The organism is Paenibacillus sp. CFBP 13594 (assembly GCF_014842675.1).
Classification (GTDB): Bacteria; Bacillota; Bacilli; order Paenibacillales; family Paenibacillaceae; genus Paenibacillus; species Paenibacillus amylolyticus_B.
This window is the reverse complement of sequence record NZ_JACYVQ010000004.1, coordinates 346889-363374: the sequence shown is the minus strand read 5'-3', so window position 1 is coordinate 363374 and position 16486 is coordinate 346889. Positions and strand designations below refer to the sequence as shown.

Below are 16486 nucleotides of genomic sequence, written 5' to 3'. Positions count from 1 at the left end.
AGCAGCTTTACCGGATTACATTCCGGTGAAGCTGCTGTTTCATTTCTATGGTTAAGCTTTAGCTGTGAACAACAAGTCTTTTTCTTTGATCGTAGTGCGACCAGCAGACTCAATCGACTCATACTGGTGCATGTTTGTAATAATAACTGGTGTAATCGTTGTATAACCGGCTTTTTCGATCTGTTCCCGGTCGAACTCCATCAGTACATCACCTACGGCAACCTTCACACCTGCTTGAACTTTAGGCGAGAAGAATTGACCTTTCAACTTCACGGTATCAATCCCGATATGAATCAACATCTCTGCGCCTGTATCACTTACCAGACCAATGGCATGTCCGCTCTTCGATAACGAGAACACAGTACCGTTAATTGGAGAAACCACACGTCCTTCAGATGGTTGAATCGCAAATCCTTTACCCATAATCTCTTCAGAGAACGCAGGGTCTGGCACTTCGCTCAGCGGTTTAACTTCACCTGTGATTGGGCTGAAGATTTGCTCATCTTGTGCTTTTGCTTCTTCAGTTACAACAGCAGAAGTTGTTGCTGCTGGTGTTGCCGGCTCACCTGCTGGTGCTGGCTCTGTTGCATTTTCTTCTTGGAATCCAAGAATGTACGTCAGTACTGCTGCAGCTACGATGGCAATCAAACCACCAGCCAGAGCATAGAGCAGTGTGCTAATTGCTGGACTGATAAATGCTGCCACACTCGGCAGACCTGCAAGTCCTGTAATAACGTACGATTTAACATTGAAGATACCCATGAATCCACCGGCAATCGCTCCCCCGATAAGGGCTGCAATAAACGGTTTTTTGAACTTCATGTTGATACCATACATCGCTGGTTCCGTAATCCCCATGATAGCCGTGAGACCTGTGGAATATGCAAGGGATTTGGTTTTGCCATTTCTCGATCTGAGACCTACACCAAATGCTGCACCACCTTGTGCCAAGTTAGCTGCAAACATCAGTGGAATAATAAAGTCGTAACCCAGTGTTGTCATCGAACCAACTACGATTGGCAGCAACGCATAGTGCATACCTGTAATGATTAGCAGTGACATCGTACCACCAATCAGAATACTTGCGAAGATGGACATGTTATCGAACAACCATGAAATACCACCGGACAAACCATTACCAAGAACCGTACCCAATGGACCTACTGTCATCAATGTCAGTGGAACCATAATCAACAAGGTAACTGTTGGAACAACCAAGAGTTTAAGTGAGGCATGTGTTACACGATCAACGGCTTTCTCTACATATGAAGCAATCCAAACTGCTAGAACAATCGGAATAACTGTAGAAGAATACGTTGCCGCTATGACTGTAATCCCCATAAATGATGAGTTGTGACCATCCGCCAGTAGTGCTGTAATGGTCGGATGCATAATCCCTGCTGCGAGCGCTGCGGCAATATACATATTGCTACCCAGTTTACGGGCAGCACTGATTGCCAGAATGATCGGCAGGAAGTAGAATGCACCGTCACCAATCGCCGACAAAATGATATAGGTTGAACTAGTGTCGGACAACCACCCAAGTGCGACAAAGATGGCCACGATCCCTTTGATCATACCAGCACCCGTAATTGCAGGCAGGATTGGTGTAAACATACCTGAAATGAAGTCGAACAGCGCACTTATTGGATTTCTCTTTTTCTTCTCCCCAGTTGAAGCGCTTGAGGTTGCATTATCTGCGGTCGGTGATTTGGACATGTTGCCAACGAGTGCGTTATACACGATAGGTACATCGTTACCGATGATAACCTGGAACTGTCCACCGTTTTCCATCACGCCCATCACGCCTGGTGTATTTTTTAGCGTCGCTTTGTCCGCTTTTTGGTTGTCATTCAGGTTAAATCTGAGTCTTGTCATACAGTGTGTGACTTGATCGATATTCTCTTCGCCACCAACAAGCTTCAAAATATCCTTGGACAATTGTTGTTTATCCATTGTGTTTTGCTCCTTTTATGTGTAATGAAGGTTAAAAAAAAACCTAAACACTGAACAATGACAAAGCAGAAAAGCTTATCATTATTCAACGTTTAGGTTTTGCCTTTTTAGCAGTAACAATCCCAATTTTATTCAATTGTTTGTTCATTTCTGACAACTCGTTCAATATGAATGGTCAGATACAGTATTTCTTCCTTGGACAACACCCGATTATAGATCTTACGCGTATAGTCACTGATCCTTACTGCACATGCATGTGCTTCCGGATACTGCTTGCTCACCAAGTCATGAAGCGGGTTATCTTCTTCTTTATCTTCAATCGCTGTTCCTTGCAACACACGTTGGGCAAAGAACTTCAGATGAGTTAAAAACCGATAATAACTCAATGAATCTTCATCAAGTTCAATCACAAAGCTACGTCTTACGATGTTAAGTATGTCCTTAACAATGTTCGTAATACTGATCGTTTCCCTCATCTCACCGTTCATCTGGGCATTAACCAGATGCATTGCAATGAATGCGCATTCGTCTTCGGGTAACAGGACACCTAACGTTTCCTCAATAATCTGTAGCGCCTTGAGTCCAATGGCATATTCCTTCCGGTACATGCGCTTGATCTCCCAGAACAATGCGTTACGGATCTGCAATCCTTGACGATGTCGATCAATGGCAAAATGAATATGATCCGTCAGTGAAATGTAGATGCTTTCATGCAGCTTCTCACCTAACACCGTCTCGGCATAACGGATAATCTCATCCGAGCACTCGACATATTCAACCGGGATATCAGACAGAAGTGTTTTAAGTTTCTGTGATACTTCCTTACTTTCAAGCGAGAATATTTTTTCGACGAGACTCTCGTCAATCGATTCACCAGTATGCTTTTTGAAGGCAATTCCACGTCCCATAACGACCAGTTCGTTTCCTCCCGGATCAATTACGGTAACTACGTTGTTGTTCAGCACCTTCTCAATTTTCATTTCTTCACATCACCTTGCACCGTCAAAGTAGTAAAAGGCAAAACCAAAGCAGGTCACGAAATATGCCCCGCTTCTGGTTTTGCCTGATTGAACAGTAACAATCCAGTATTCATTAGCCTTAGGCCCATCTTACCATATAATTATCCATATGACAATGTTTTTGTGAAAGCGGTTAATGTGCGTTAATGTGACATAAAAAGGTGCTAGTACAACTATGCTTATAGAACTAGCATTTACTCGTTACTGTTCTTAAGACTTGCGCCATTTGTACTAATAACTTCCTTGTACCAATGGAATGATTTTTTCTTGTAACGATCCAATGTTCCTGAACCATCATTGTTGCGGTCTACATAGATGAAACCATAACGCTTCTTCATCTCTGCTGTTGAAGCACTTACCAGGTCAATACAGCCCCATGACGTATAACCCATCACTTCTACGCCATCCTCAAGAGCTTCGCCAACCTGTACCAGATGGTCATTCAAGTATTGAATACGGTAATCATCGTTCACGGTTTTATTGCCATCTTCGTCCGTGATCAGCTCATCGACTGCACCCAGGCCATTTTCGACAATAAACAATGGTTTTTGATAACGGTCCCAGTATTTGTTCAAGGTTACGCGCAGTCCTTGCGGATCGATCTGCCAGCCCCACTCACTCGCTTTCAGATAAGGGTTTTGCACACCTGCGAACAGGTTTCCTTTTCCTTCGATACGTTTCTCGGGATCACCAGTCTCACAGATACTTACATAATAACTGAACGAGATAAAGTCTACGGTATGCTTCAGAATTTCAGCATCGCCATCTTCAAACTTAATATTGATATTATTCGCTTTGAAATAACGATTAATGTATTTTGGATAATAACCACGTGCATGGATATCAGCAAAGATATCATTGCGCTGTTCAGCATGCATCGCTGCAACCACATCATCCGGGTTCGGAGTCAGCGGATACGTAGGCATGCTCAGTACCATACAGCCAATTTTGGCTTCAGGCATAATTTCATGTCCCAGTTTTACTGCTAACGCACTGGCCACCAATTCATGATGGATTGCTTGATACAGATCCTGTTTGGACAGTTCTGCTTTTGGCGTATAGATTCCGCCGCTCATGAATGGCTCTTCCAGAATGGAGTTGATTTCGTTGAACGTCAGCCAGTATTTAACTTTGCCTTTGAAACGGTTGAAAAGAACTGTTACATAACGCTCGTAGAAATCGATCATTTTACGGTTAACCCAGCCATCATATGTTTTGGACAAATGCAGCGGTGTCTCATAGTGAGAGATCGTTACGAGTGGTTCAATCCCGTATTTGTGGCACTCATCGAACAGGTCATCATAGAATTGCAGACCTTTCTCGTTTGGTTCCAATTCATCACCTTTAGGGAAGATACGGGACCAAGCGATAGATGTACGGAACACTTTGAAGCCCATTTCAGCAAACAGTTTAACATCCTCTTTGTAACGGTTGTAGAAATCGATACCGATCAGTTTCAGGTTATCTTCTGTAGGTGCTTCCGTTCTAGGCGTTGTAATCCCGTGTGGCATTACATCTTGAACAGACAGACCTTTGCCATCTGTATTATAAGCTCCTTCAAGTTGGTTGGCTGCTACAGCGCCGCCCCATAGGAAGTCTTTCGGAAATGGTGTAGTCATATCAATCATTCCTCTCATTATTTAGTCTTCTAAGTGTCGATTCGCCTTTGTCAGATACAAGCGGCCCATAATATCATGAAATTCTTCTCCATCAACCACATCATTAGGTGCAAAAAGTTGTGCCTCTTTGCCGCCCATAATATCGTATTGTGAGCTGTTTCGTATTGCTTCATATGCCCAATGAGTCGGAGGTACATCATCAAACATAGCCGCCTCTGATTGATCAGGTTCTATACCCAAGTTTTTCTTCATTTTGTCCAAAATAACCGCTAATTGAGCTCGTGTTATATCACCTAATGGGGAAAATTTATTATTCCCCGTTCCTTGCATTACACCTGCTTCTGTAACCTGCGAAATAGCCTTTTGAGACCATCGCTCAAACGTATCGCTATAACTCTCTTCATATTGAGGATTTGGGAGTTTCAAAAAATCAGCAATCCATACGGCAAGCTGAGTCCGATCCACAATTTCATACGCTTTAATTCTCCGGTCCATCCGGGTATATATATCGGCATCAGATATTCCTTTGTCTTGATTAAACAAAAAGTCAGGTGTCTGATAACTTGCCAAAGCAGGAACCCACGACCAATGTTTCAATCCACCATAGAGATTATTTCCTTCCATGAAATCATCATCGTATACGAAAATGTCCGGATCACTCCCTAGTTCCAACAACGCTTCATACGCAAGTATACTCGTACGACTATCTGTTGTAGGATCACCCTTAGCATGGTGAAGCCAAATAGGAACATTCACTATATCTTTAAGTGCATCTTTAAATCCATCCACAGACCCCGTATAATCTGCAACTGTATCCTTGGCCGCAATGACAACAGCTCCTGCAAACAGATCCGGATATTGCATCATAAACCGAAGGGCTCCGCCACCCCCACTAGATACACCAGCCAGATAAATCCGATCCGGATCAACCTCCCCTTCAGCTACAAGCTTCTGGATCAGCTCATACTGTGCAACAAAATAGGCTTGCATTTTAGCCAGTTGTTCAGTGTTATCGTAAATTTTGAAACTGTAATTCTCGGGATACTGTACAGCAAGCACGGAAGTATCATACCCCGATTCTGTCCAGACTACTGCTCCACGATTAGCCGTAAGATGACTTCTACCATCCGTACCTACTTCTCCCCCGCCATGAAGCCATACGACAAGCGGTTGTGCGTTGGTGGAAGGACTACGCTTCAGACGGTAAGACAACGTTTCACCGTTGCTGCCCGTGTACGTACCTTTTTCAAAATCATCGACGGTTCGGGTAACAACCTTATCCACATTGGTCTCATCAAAAGATAGCTCTGGATACGTTTTGTTCGTTACCTTAAATTTTGAAATCATACCTCCAGGATATTTAAACGGCTCGACCTCCATATGGATGGTATGATCCTGAATCGTCAATTTTATCCCGTCGTCTGCATAGTTAGTTTGTACAATTTCTTCTGCTTCATTTAATGGATAACCATCATAATTGCCTGTAATTTCGAAGTCAGAAGCTTTTAGATTCTGATATTTCACGGGATTGGCAATGGTAATATCAAAGGATTCGACCATTTCTCCCGGATCACCTACATAGGTATTTGCCTGAATCCGACTGACCTCAACACTTTCCGCACTCGCTGCTGCAGGCCAAATTGTGGTTAGGCACAGGGTTAATGCTAGCATCCATCTCGCACTCTGTGTGCTCATGTTCCATCTTTTCAAACGACAATCCCTCCAATGTAATGTTGGGCAACACATGGAAAAGCGGACAAGCACTAACCAAAAGGGCCCTCAAAACCATGAGTTCATTGAGATAGCTACTTTCGTGTTAAGTTTTGCCCGCTGTTTATGCGGTAACAATCCTTGTAACGAGAGAATTACAGCTGCTCACCATTGCTGGAGATTACATTTTTGTACCAGTCGAATGAATCCTTTTTGGAACGTTTGAGTGTTCCGTTACCTTCGTCATCCAGATCCACGTAGATGAAACCATAACGTTTGGACATTTCGGAAGTGGACATGCTCACAAGGTCAATCGGGCCCCATGCCGTAAATCCAATCAGATCGACGCCATCTTTGATGGCTTCTTTCATTTGTTCGATGTGTTTTTTCAGGTAATCCACACGATAGGAGTCATGGATCGAACCATCTTCTTCAACTTTATCATAGGCACCCAAACCATTTTCCACGATGAACAATGGTTTCTGGTAACGATCCCAGAAGTTGTTCAGGGTTACGCGCAGACCGATCGGATCGATCTCCCAGCCCCAGTCGGACGCTTCCAGATAAGGGTTTTTCACACCGCCAGTCAGGTTGCCGGATGTCTCTGCTTCGTTGGCAGAAGCGGATTTGGTCACGGACATGTAGTAACTGAAGGAGATGAAATCAACGGTATTGTTCAGCAAGATCTCGTCATCGCCTGCTTCTTTTTGGATCACGATGTCGTTTTCTTCAAAATAACGAGCCATGTAGTTCGGGTATTTACCACGAGCATGCATGTCCGTGAAGAAGAGGTTGATCTGATTCTCGTGCTGAGCCAGACGAACATCTACCGGATTACATGTTGCTGCATAAGTTTCCATACGAGCAAGCATACAGCCGACTTGGGAACCTGGGATAATTTCGTGTGCAAGCTTCGTAACCATGGCACTTGCTACAAATTGATGATGAAGCGCTTGATACGTCGTCTGCAGTTTGTTGTCCACTTTATCGATCAGAATGCCGCCGCCAGTGTACGGGCTGAACAGCATAACGTTAATTTCATTAAACGTCAGCCAGTATTTCACTTTATTTTTATAACGGTTGAACACCGTTTCTGCATATCGAACATAGTGCTGAATTACTTCACGGCCAGCCCAGCCATTGTATTTTTGCGTCAAGCCAAGCGGAGTCTCGTAGTGAGACAATGTAACGAGTGGCTCAATACCGTATTTCAACAATTCGTCGAATACTTCATCGTAGAATTTCAGACCTGCTTCATTCGGCTCTTGATCATAACCGTTCGGGAAAATACGTGCCCAGTGAATGGACAAGCGGAATACTTTGAAGCCCATCTCAGCGAACAATGCAATATCTTCTTTAAAGTGATGGTAGAAATCAATACCAAAACGTTTTGGGAAACGTTCTTCAATTTTGCCAGAGAGAATCTCTTCAATTCGGGAAGAGGAAATTTCCATGGCATGTCCGCCTGTACGCTTCTCTTTCGGAACATGAGCAATCATGTCCGCTGTGGAGAGACCTTTGCCGTCCTTATCGAATGCACCCTCCAATTGATTGGCAGCTGTAGCGCCACCCCACAGGAAGTTTTCGGGGAATCCTTTTTTTGCCGTGGTCATGAACAACAACCTCTTTTCGAAATTTATTTTGGTTTTTCCAGGTGAAAATGGTGTGATTTAGAGCAGAAAACAAGAAAAACCTAAACTCAAGGTAAAATAGCACCAAAAAAAGGGGCCTTCATTTCACCATCAGTTTAGGTTTTGCCTGTCTTCACAGTTACAATCCATCAAAAGATGTTATTGCGTATTCTGTTGTGTTTGCTCTTGTAATGTAAGCGTAACATATCTATTTTGCAAAATCAACTTCACTGGATCATAGGATCGTTCGCACATATACTCCATAAGAAAAATTAACGTGGCATACGCAAAATGGCTGCCCTTAAAGCCTGCGCCCCCTCCTCGGTTTCCAGGTACGTAGCGGGACTTTGGTCCCCTAAAGCCGGGATATCTTTCATGATCCATTCAAAAGTGTACTCCCCCATTTCATACAAAAGTACCCGACTTATATCCGCCGGAATCCCTTGTCGTTGTGCACGTTCTGCCCACGCGGGCTCCAGCTTCTGTTCAAGTTCTTCAAACAGTTCGGAAAATGAGTCCCAGCTTGCCTGATTAAACTCTCTGAAATACATATCTTTCATACTCATGTAAATTCACTCCCTGGATTGCAATTAATAACACCGAAGTCCTATCTGACACAATTCATCCTTAAGCCGCTTGAATCCGTTTCTGTAACAGGTAGACTTAATTTTAAATGTTTTTCGGGGGAAAGACTAGTACAGGAGGATTCAACAAATGACTTATGAAGAAAACACTTCCGGTTGGGATGCAATTGATAAAGCCATCGGTGAGCTATACGGTGAACAGGAGCCGCACCATTATGGAACATCCATTCCTTACATGCTCGGAGGTCCGGACCCTCTCGATGGCATCAGTGTTTATGCAGTGAATACACCCATGCCCCACTGGCATTTTGTCACATATGGTTTCTCTGAATTATATGAAAAAGAGATGCAGGATGCATCCAAAAGCGGGTATGGTTTTGAACTCACATTTCGTCTTACACGCAGTGAAGGAGAGACTGATCCGCCAGCCTGGGCGCTGAATCTGCTTCAAAATGTAGGACGTTACGTGTTCACTAGCGGAAATATCTTTCAGCCAGGAGATTACATGGACGCCAATGGACCCATCTGTCTGGAGTCCGATACTTTGTTGACTGCTCTCTCGTTTATTGAAGACCCGGATCTACCGGCGATCTCTACACCTAATGGTTCCGTGCAGTTTATTCAGATGGTTGGGATTACAGGTCGGGAGCTGGAAATGATTCAAACGTGGAATGCGCGCGGCTTCCTCTCGGCCTGCTCCAATTTCATGCCCAAATACGTGACTGATCTGATGAGAAATTCGTACGCAGATATTCCTTCTGTTGTACAAGCGGTTGAGCATGGAATGGAACAGGACGGATCGAGCACAGCGTTTTTATTCATACAACAACTGGGCTGGGAGTCCCCGCGTAAAAAAATGCTGATAGTGACCGTTCCGGGCAAACTCCAGCTTGGAGCCAAACAGGCTGTATTAGTCGGAACCATCCTTCGTAGCCGAATTTCGAAAGGTACCTCTCTATCCTTGATCGGACCTGATACTACTATTCTGTTCGAAGCCGGAGAACATCCTTCAGTACTAGAATCGGACAGGCAAGTTACCCTGACGGTGAACAAACAAATTGTTGAGGAGCTGGCAGAAAACCTTCAACCCGTTGAAGGAACATTCGAGATAAATTCACTGGATCATATTCTCGTTCAGATTGTTAAAACAGAAATAAAAAACCAGGAAGGGCACGTAATCAAAACCATTGGATGACGCACCTCAGATTCAATCAGAATCCTACGCTTACTAGCGACTGTGCAGGAAGGAGGAATCAAACATGCCTGCCATTACACTTGCCTCGCGGCACAAGGAGTCCGCCATGTGCCAACATGTTACCGAAACAGATCCGTTCGATTATTTACCAAAATCTCAACTGGACAGGCTTCGCAAAATCAATCATTTCCTGATTCATGCATTCCAGAACAGCCTCTCGGATATTAAAGAGAATTTAACGGGCACTTATCTTTTTCTACTCACAGGTATGGACGGTGTGCTTCTCTCCATGGATTATAGTCCAGATCTGGAAGCCGTCGTAGAAGGTTCGCCCATCCGTCCGGGCATGATCTTCACTGCACAGAGCTGTGGAGTTAACGCCATATCAGAAACGATGGATAACAATAAGCCTGTACTGCTGCTACCCGAGCAGCATGAAAGTCCTTATTTTCAAAGCTGGCATTGTTACGCCGCACCTTTGTTCATGGGATCGCAACATGTCGGTTATCTGGATGTGTCCACCATTAACGCGGATATGCAGGGCGAGCTTATTGCTATTGCCAAGCTGATTCCTGCATATATGCAGAACAGTTACCAGAATAAGCAGACTACTGAACCTTGTGACAAACCTGCAGTGGAGTTCACCGAGCGTCAGTTAACCATTCTGGAAATGATAGCCGGAGGCCTCACGGTAAAAGCCATTGCTTTGAAATTAAAGATCAAGGAATGCACCGTGAATCATCACAAAAAAGTGATTTTTAACAAATTAGGTGTGCAATCCAGCACAGAAGCTGTTTCAATTGCCAGCCGAATGTCTTATGTATAGAAGACCCCTATAGATTCCTATAGGTAGTATATGAGAACGTTTGTGCTACAATTTAGGAAGCAGGCAACATGTAGAGAGAGAAACAAACACACACATTTCAGGAGGGTAATATGACAATTCCAAAAAAAGCTTCTTTATTCGCCATGCTCATTATGATTATGCTGGTTGCAGCCGCTTGCGGTGACAAAGCAGATAACACAGCCGCAACAGAAGAGCCTACCCCGACAGAAACAACGACGGGTACTGATTCTAATACAGCCAATACAGAAGAAACAGAGAACACAGAACCAGCAAGCGAAGAGTCCAAGGAAACTGATAATTCCCAAGACGTTGAGCTGGGGACCACTGAAAAAGGTTCTTACACCAATGACTATTTCGGCGTATCTCTGAAATTCCCGGAAGCATGGGAGTTCCAGGATGCTGCAGGCATGAATGAGCTGACAAGTGCTTCATCCGAAGCGATTGCTGGTGATGATGAAACAAAGAAAAAACAAATTGAACTGTCTCAGACCAAAACATTGAATCTGCTTATGGCTTCAAAATACCCATTGGACGGAGGTCAAGTTGGCCCTTCCGCTATGGCCATTGCTGAGAAAGTGAGTTTGTTGCAAGGCATTCGTACAGGTAAAGACTACCTGGAAGCAACCAAAAAATTCATGGTGGATAGCCAGTTCCCTTACGATTATAAGGAAATGACAACGGAAACCATCGGTGGTAAAGAGATGGATCTGATGCAAATCACGATGGATCCAGGTGACGGTTCAACCATTACTCAAGATTACTATAGTACAATTATTGAAGGATATGCTTTCAACTTCATCTTCACTTACATGGATGATAAGACCAAAGCCGAGATTGATACCATCAAGAAATCGGTTCAATTCAAATAATTGCTTTTGATTACTGCCATTATATGAAGAACATATAACTTAACCCCGATAACGATCTGTGGAGATCATCGTCGGGGTTCTTTTGTCGTTGAAAAAGACTATATATTGCACTGTCTAGCTAGATATGGCTACCCAGTGCCCTTCCGTGACTTCTACCCACTTGGAATGCTCGAGATTATAACGGTCCTCTACTTCAACATTTTCTCTAGGTGTTTCTCTGCCAACATGTCTCTTTTTCTTCGCTTCTACCGCTGGATCAGGCACAGGAATCGCAGACAGCAATGCCTTGGTGTAGGCATGTTGTGGGTTGGAATATAGTTCCTCACTCTCGGCCAGCTCTACAATTTTCCCGTTATACATCACAGCCACTCGGTCACTGATATGTTTAACCATGGACAAGTCATGTGCGATGAAGAGATACGTCAATCCGAGTCGCTGCTGCAACTCTTCAAGCAATTGTACGATCTGAGCCTGTATCGACACATCCAGTGCAGACAGTGGTTCGTCACATACGATGAATTCCGGCTCCACAGCCAGAGCTCGCGCTATACCGATCCGCTGTCTTTGTCCTCCCGAGAATTCATGTGGATAACGCTGCGCATGGGTAGGATCAAGTCCCACCATCTCCAGCAATTCCTCCACACGCTTCTCCCGCTGAGATGCTGTACCTGCAAGTTGATGAATATCAAGGGCTTCTCCAATGATATCCATAATCCTCATTTTGGGATTCAGCGATGCATAAGGGTCCTGGAAAATAATCTGCATATGTCTGCGCATCGTTTTCATCTCCGAAGCTGATAAGCGATTGAGCGGGACTCCTTTAAACAGTACATCTCCACCTGTTGGCTCATGCAACCGCAGAATCGCACGCCCCGTGGTTGATTTTCCGCTGCCGGATTCCCCTACAACGCCGAGCGTCTCTCCTTGACGAATATGGAAACTGATATCATTTACGGCCTTTAAGGTATTGCCTTTCCCCAGATTAAAATGTTGTTTGAGCGACTTCACCTCAAGCAATGGCTGATCATCCTCGAGATCTCTTGGGACCAACGATACCGGTTTTGGCTTTTTCTTCTGATCCAGACGTGGTAATGCATTCAGAAGCCTGATCGTATACGGGTGTTTGGGATTAGCAAAAATCTCTGTTGTAGTCCCGGTTTCCACAATCTGTCCTTCTTTCATCACAACAACCCGATCACACATGCCTGCTACTACGCCCAAATCATGGGTGATCAGAATAATAGATGTCCCAAGTTGCTCTTGCATATCTTTCATCAAATTCAGAATCTGTGCCTGAATTGTAACGTCCAGTGCGGTTGTCGGCTCATCGGCAATGAGCAATTCAGGACGACAAGCAAGTGCAATACCGATCATGACTCGCTGGCGCATGCCTCCAGAGAATTCGTGCGGATACTGGTTGTAGCGGATTTCACTGCGAGTTATCCCCACCCGCTCCATCATCGCGGTCGCCTGCTTCTTGGCTTCCCTTTTGGACACCTTCTGGTGTTTGATCAGACTCTCGGAGATCTGTTTCCCCACTTTAATGGTCGGATTAAGGGAACTCATCGGGTCCTGAAAGATCATGCCAATATCACGTCCACGGATACTCTCCATCTCTTTCTGCGTTTTATTGGCTAGGTCGACACCTTTAAATAGAATCTCTCCCTTTTTCATCTGTGAAGGCGGCGATGCAAGCAGCCTCATAATGGAACGTGCGGTTACACTTTTTCCACTTCCCGATTCTCCTACAATACCTAGCGTCTCACCTTTTCGTACTTCAAAACTTACTTCTCGCACTGCCTGAAACTCACTCTCTCCAGAATGAAAAGAGACCGATAGATCATTCACTTTCAGTAAAGGTTCCATGCCATCACCAGCTCTCATCCGTTTTTTCACATACCCATATGTATACAATTATTACCTTGACAATTGTTTAGACCCTAAATAATATATACTATATCAATCGGAATAATGCAATTTAAACCTGAATGAAAGGAGGTGCGCTTGGTTTGAATCTTGCAGAAAGCAGCAGACTCTCGCGGTTGGTACATAATTTAAGCTTTATTTATGGCAAAATGCTGCTTCATCCTTCCTACCGATATGTTTTGTTCATTCTTGGATTACCGATCAATCTGGTCGTGTTTCTAATATGGCGTTCAAATCGAAAAAATGACGGCTGGGTAGCTGCCAGACAGGCGGCTGAGCGAGAACTGCTCGCTTCTTCCTACCGGAACAGGCTGAAGTTGGAAGTGGAAGAACAACTGCGTCGCAAACATCGTTTTTTCCAGCAGCAGGTCAGTGAGGGAGAATTCACACGTCAGACCGAGGAATGGTTGGAAGAAAGTGTTCAGAAAGAGTTGAAGGAGCGGACGTCTCGAATACTTCAGGAACAGGGAAGTCACCGTCTTACGATGGCTGATACATTCCACTCACTGATCGACAAACCATGGTTTTTCACGATATCCCTTATTCCCGGCTTTCTGATGTATGGCATCCTCTTTTTGTATGGAAATCCTTATCTAAAGTACATATTTGAAAGAATACTGATGACGGTATTTGTCATTCTGGGCATAGCCACACTCGTATTTACGATTTTGTATCTGTCTCCGTTTAACCCGGCAGCTAACATTCTGGGAGAGACAGCAACGCAGGAACAGATTGCCGCATTCAATCAGGTGTATGGCTTGGATCAGCCTTATCTTACACAGCTCTGGAACAATATCAAGGGCGTCGCCTTCTTCGATCTTGGCAAGTCTTTTGCAGGAAATGAAGACGTAACAGCTACGATTGCAAGGAAGTTTCCCATTACCTTGACACTTGCGGTCATTTCCCTGCTGTTAGCACTTGTCATTGCATTACCCATTGGCATTATCTCAGCAATTAAGCCTAATTCGTGGTTCGACTACACCTTCATGTTCATTGCTCTGATTGGATTATCGATCCCGAATTTCTGGCAAGGACTTATTTTCATTCTGAATTTTTCAATCAAAATGCAGTGGCTTCCCGCTACCTTCAACCCGCAGAACTGGCTGTCGATCATTATGCCAACCATTGTACTGGGTACGGGACTCACAGCTGCGGTGGCCCGGATGACCCGGTCTTCTACACTGGAAGTCATTCATGAGGATTATGTGATGACTGCCCGCGCCAAGGGGTTAAGCGAACGTCAAGTCATGCTGAAACACGCAGTACGTAATGCATTGATCCCCATCGTAACGGTGGTTGGACTTCAATTCGGAGCCATGTTGGGTGGAGCAGCAGTGACGGAGAAAGTGTTTAATATCAGCGGTCTCGGCAGCTATATTGTGGATAAACAATTTATCCCCGATATTCCGAGTATCATGGGCGGAGTAATCTACACAGCAATTACGATCTCCATTATCAATGTAGCGGTTGATCTGCTGTATGCTTTTATTGATCCAAGAGTGCGCTCTAAGATGAAACAACATTAATGTGTGAACTTTTTGAACTACCTCTTAAAGCAGGTGTACTATGACAAACTCGTCTTTAACACAAGAAATGCGTTTTCGGCTTAAGTCTTCTCGAGAATACAGTCAGGCCAGCTTCGCCTGGATCACGTCCCTTCTCTTGACTGCCTTGTTGCTGTTCAACAGTTATGACTGGAGTGGGCAGACGTTCAAACCATTTCTGCTAATGATCCTTGGGATCTATGTATTCTTCACACTGGTTCAAAGTATCATCACCCTTCGGATTCGAAAAGACTTGATCCGTACGGGTACGGTCACTGCTCTGACTCGCAGGATCGCCTGGGTTCAGCTACTTGCTATCATTTCAGGCAATATATTTATCGTAACGGCAGCCTTTCATCTGATTCGAAAAGCGAGGAATGTGGAGTATACCTTTGCGGTGTACATGCTGTTAACCCAGCTGTTCGTGATTGGTGTATCTGCGTTAAATATCTTCAAACCTTATGTGGCTGACAACTTTCTGCCAGCCATGGCGGTGCTCATATTTATTCTCGTCATTGACCTGGTCGTACTGATTATCGTATCCCGATATAACGCGACCTCTATCCTCCCTCGCTGGATGATCGGTGTCAGTGTAGTGCTGATTCTGACCTCAATCACAGGTAATGTATTTGCACTATTGCTCGGCATTTCCATCATTGGACGCATTCGCAGACAGGGGAAACAAAAATCAAACTTCTGGAATGATCTGTGGGAGCGACTTGCTCCAAATATGACTGCCATGTCCGGTTTGTTTTTTATTATTTTTCTGTTCTCGATATCGATCTGCAGCTTCTTTACCTTTGACTACAGCATGGCTGTGGAAAATAACTACTCGGCGCTGCTTCAACCCCCTTCCCTAGCGTATCCCTTGGGAACGGATGACTTCGGACGATGTTTATTTTCCCGGATTGTATTCGGTGCCCGGATCTCCTTGATCGTAGGTTGCATGTCGACCATCATTCCAGTGTTGATCGGTGGAGTCCTCGGAGCTTTCTCCGGCTTCTACGGCAGGCATACGGATAACATCATCATGCGGCTGCTCGATATTCTCTATGCCATTCCGGGAATTCTGCTTGCTATTGCGATTATTGCGGCGTTTGGAGCCAATACGATCAATCTCATTCTGGCGCTGAGTCTGGGTTCGATTCCAACTTACGCCCGTACCATGAGAGCCAGTGTTCTCTATGTATCTACTTTTGAATTTGTGGAAGCTGCACGTGCACTGGGGTACAACAATCGTACGATTATTTTCAAACACATTATTCCCAACTCCCTTGCGCCCATGATTATCAAGTCCACACTCACGATTGGTGGAGCTGTTATCGCTACCAGCAGTTTGAGTTATCTGGGACTCGGCGTGGAGCCGCATATTCCGGAATGGGGTAACATTCTGAAGCTCGGCAGTACATATCTGGAGACCCACTCTTATCTGGCGATTTATCCAGGTTTGGCTATTATTCTGCTGGTTCTTTCGTTTAACTTTCTCGGTGACGGTCTGCGTGATGCGCTTGATCCCAAGCTGGAGAAGGCCTAAATGATTTGTTGAAATGAATGATATAGAAAAAAGAAATCACACATCACACATT

The 16486-nt window shown here is 44.5% G+C and carries 12 protein-coding genes; 5 read left to right on the top strand and 7 right to left on the bottom strand.

Annotated features, from left to right (window positions below):
* Positions 1-51: 51 nt before the first annotated feature.
* The 6 genes from IFU39_RS15340 to IFU39_RS15315 form a co-directional block, all read right to left on the bottom strand.
* A complete protein-coding gene (locus IFU39_RS15340; protein ID WP_192133473.1) occupies positions 52-1956 on the bottom strand; it encodes a beta-glucoside-specific PTS transporter subunit IIABC in 1905 nt (634 codons plus the stop codon).
* Between the two features lie 128 nt (positions 1957-2084).
* A complete protein-coding gene (gene licT / locus IFU39_RS15335; RefSeq protein ID WP_036668684.1) occupies positions 2085-2936 on the bottom strand; it encodes a BglG family transcription antiterminator LicT in 852 nt (283 codons plus the stop codon).
* 233 nt (positions 2937-3169) lie between these two features.
* Positions 3170-4594, bottom strand: coding sequence for a glycoside hydrolase family 1 protein (locus IFU39_RS15330; protein ID WP_091014346.1), 1425 nt, complete (start codon positions 4592-4594; stop codon positions 3170-3172).
* 21 nt (positions 4595-4615) lie between these two features.
* Positions 4616-6289, bottom strand: coding sequence for an S-layer homology domain-containing protein (locus tag IFU39_RS15325; RefSeq protein WP_192133471.1), 1674 nt, complete (start codon positions 6287-6289; stop codon positions 4616-4618).
* Between the two features lie 170 nt (positions 6290-6459).
* Positions 6460-7917: a glycoside hydrolase family 1 protein gene (locus IFU39_RS15320; RefSeq protein ID WP_192133469.1), complete on the bottom strand. Its 1458-nt coding sequence runs from the start codon at positions 7915-7917 to the stop codon at positions 6460-6462.
* A gap of 290 nt (positions 7918-8207) precedes the next feature.
* Positions 8208-8501, bottom strand: coding sequence for an antitoxin Xre/MbcA/ParS toxin-binding domain-containing protein (locus IFU39_RS15315; RefSeq protein WP_192133467.1), 294 nt, complete (start codon positions 8499-8501; stop codon positions 8208-8210).
* Positions 8502-8649: 148 nt separating this feature from the next.
* Between IFU39_RS15315 and IFU39_RS15310 the strand changes: the two genes are divergently transcribed.
* The 3 genes from IFU39_RS15310 to IFU39_RS15300 all read left to right on the top strand — a co-directional run bounded on the left by IFU39_RS15310 (position 8650) and on the right by IFU39_RS15300 (position 11430).
* On the top strand, positions 8650-9714 hold the full coding sequence (locus IFU39_RS15310) for a suppressor of fused domain protein (protein WP_192133465.1): 1065 nt from the start codon (positions 8650-8652) through the stop codon (positions 9712-9714).
* A 64-nt stretch (positions 9715-9778) separates the two neighbouring features.
* Positions 9779-10540: a LuxR C-terminal-related transcriptional regulator gene (locus IFU39_RS15305; RefSeq protein WP_192133463.1), complete on the top strand. Its 762-nt coding sequence runs from the start codon at positions 9779-9781 to the stop codon at positions 10538-10540.
* A 110-nt stretch (positions 10541-10650) separates the two neighbouring features.
* Entirely contained in the window at positions 10651-11430 is a 780-nt protein-coding gene (locus IFU39_RS15300) for a hypothetical protein (protein ID WP_091013550.1), read from the top strand.
* A gap of 114 nt (positions 11431-11544) precedes the next feature.
* Here the strand turns inward: IFU39_RS15300 and IFU39_RS15295 are convergent, their stop codons facing one another.
* Complete coding sequence (locus IFU39_RS15295; protein ID WP_105600034.1) at positions 11545-13296, bottom strand: ABC transporter ATP-binding protein; 1752 nt, start codon at positions 13294-13296, stop codon at positions 11545-11547.
* A gap of 143 nt (positions 13297-13439) precedes the next feature.
* On the opposite strand from IFU39_RS15295, the gene IFU39_RS15290 reads away from it, so the two are divergent.
* Positions 13440-14882: an ABC transporter permease gene (locus IFU39_RS15290; RefSeq protein WP_192133461.1), complete on the top strand. Its 1443-nt coding sequence runs from the start codon at positions 13440-13442 to the stop codon at positions 14880-14882.
* A 40-nt stretch (positions 14883-14922) separates the two neighbouring features.
* Positions 14923-16434: an ABC transporter permease gene (locus IFU39_RS15285; RefSeq protein WP_192133459.1), complete on the top strand. Its 1512-nt coding sequence runs from the start codon at positions 14923-14925 to the stop codon at positions 16432-16434.
* The last annotated feature ends 52 nt before the right edge of the window (positions 16435-16486 follow it).

Bases quoted from the DNA above. Each gene is read 5' to 3' on its own strand.
- IFU39_RS15340 (WP_192133473.1), bottom strand. From the start codon at position 1,956: ATGGATAAACAACAATTGTCCAAGGATATTTTGAAGCTTGTTGGTGGC.
- licT (WP_036668684.1), bottom strand. From the start codon at position 2,936: ATGAAAATTGAGAAGGTGCTGAACAACAACGTAGTTACCGTAATTGAT.
- IFU39_RS15330 (WP_091014346.1), bottom strand. From the start codon at position 4,594: ATGACTACACCATTTCCGAAAGACTTCCTATGGGGCGGCGCTGTAGCA.
- IFU39_RS15325 (WP_192133471.1), bottom strand. From the start codon at position 6,289: ATGAGCACACAGAGTGCGAGATGGATGCTAGCATTAACCCTGTGCCTA.
- IFU39_RS15320 (WP_192133469.1), bottom strand. From the start codon at position 7,917: ATGACCACGGCAAAAAAAGGATTCCCCGAAAACTTCCTGTGGGGTGGC.
- IFU39_RS15315 (WP_192133467.1), bottom strand. From the start codon at position 8,501: ATGAGTATGAAAGATATGTATTTCAGAGAGTTTAATCAGGCAAGCTGG.
- IFU39_RS15310 (WP_192133465.1), top strand. From the start codon at position 8,650: ATGACTTATGAAGAAAACACTTCCGGTTGGGATGCAATTGATAAAGCC.
- IFU39_RS15305 (WP_192133463.1), top strand. From the start codon at position 9,779: ATGCCTGCCATTACACTTGCCTCGCGGCACAAGGAGTCCGCCATGTGC.
- IFU39_RS15300 (WP_091013550.1), top strand. From the start codon at position 10,651: ATGACAATTCCAAAAAAAGCTTCTTTATTCGCCATGCTCATTATGATT.
- IFU39_RS15295 (WP_105600034.1), bottom strand. From the start codon at position 13,296: ATGGAACCTTTACTGAAAGTGAATGATCTATCGGTCTCTTTTCATTCT.
- IFU39_RS15285 (WP_192133459.1), top strand. From the start codon at position 14,923: ATGACAAACTCGTCTTTAACACAAGAAATGCGTTTTCGGCTTAAGTCT.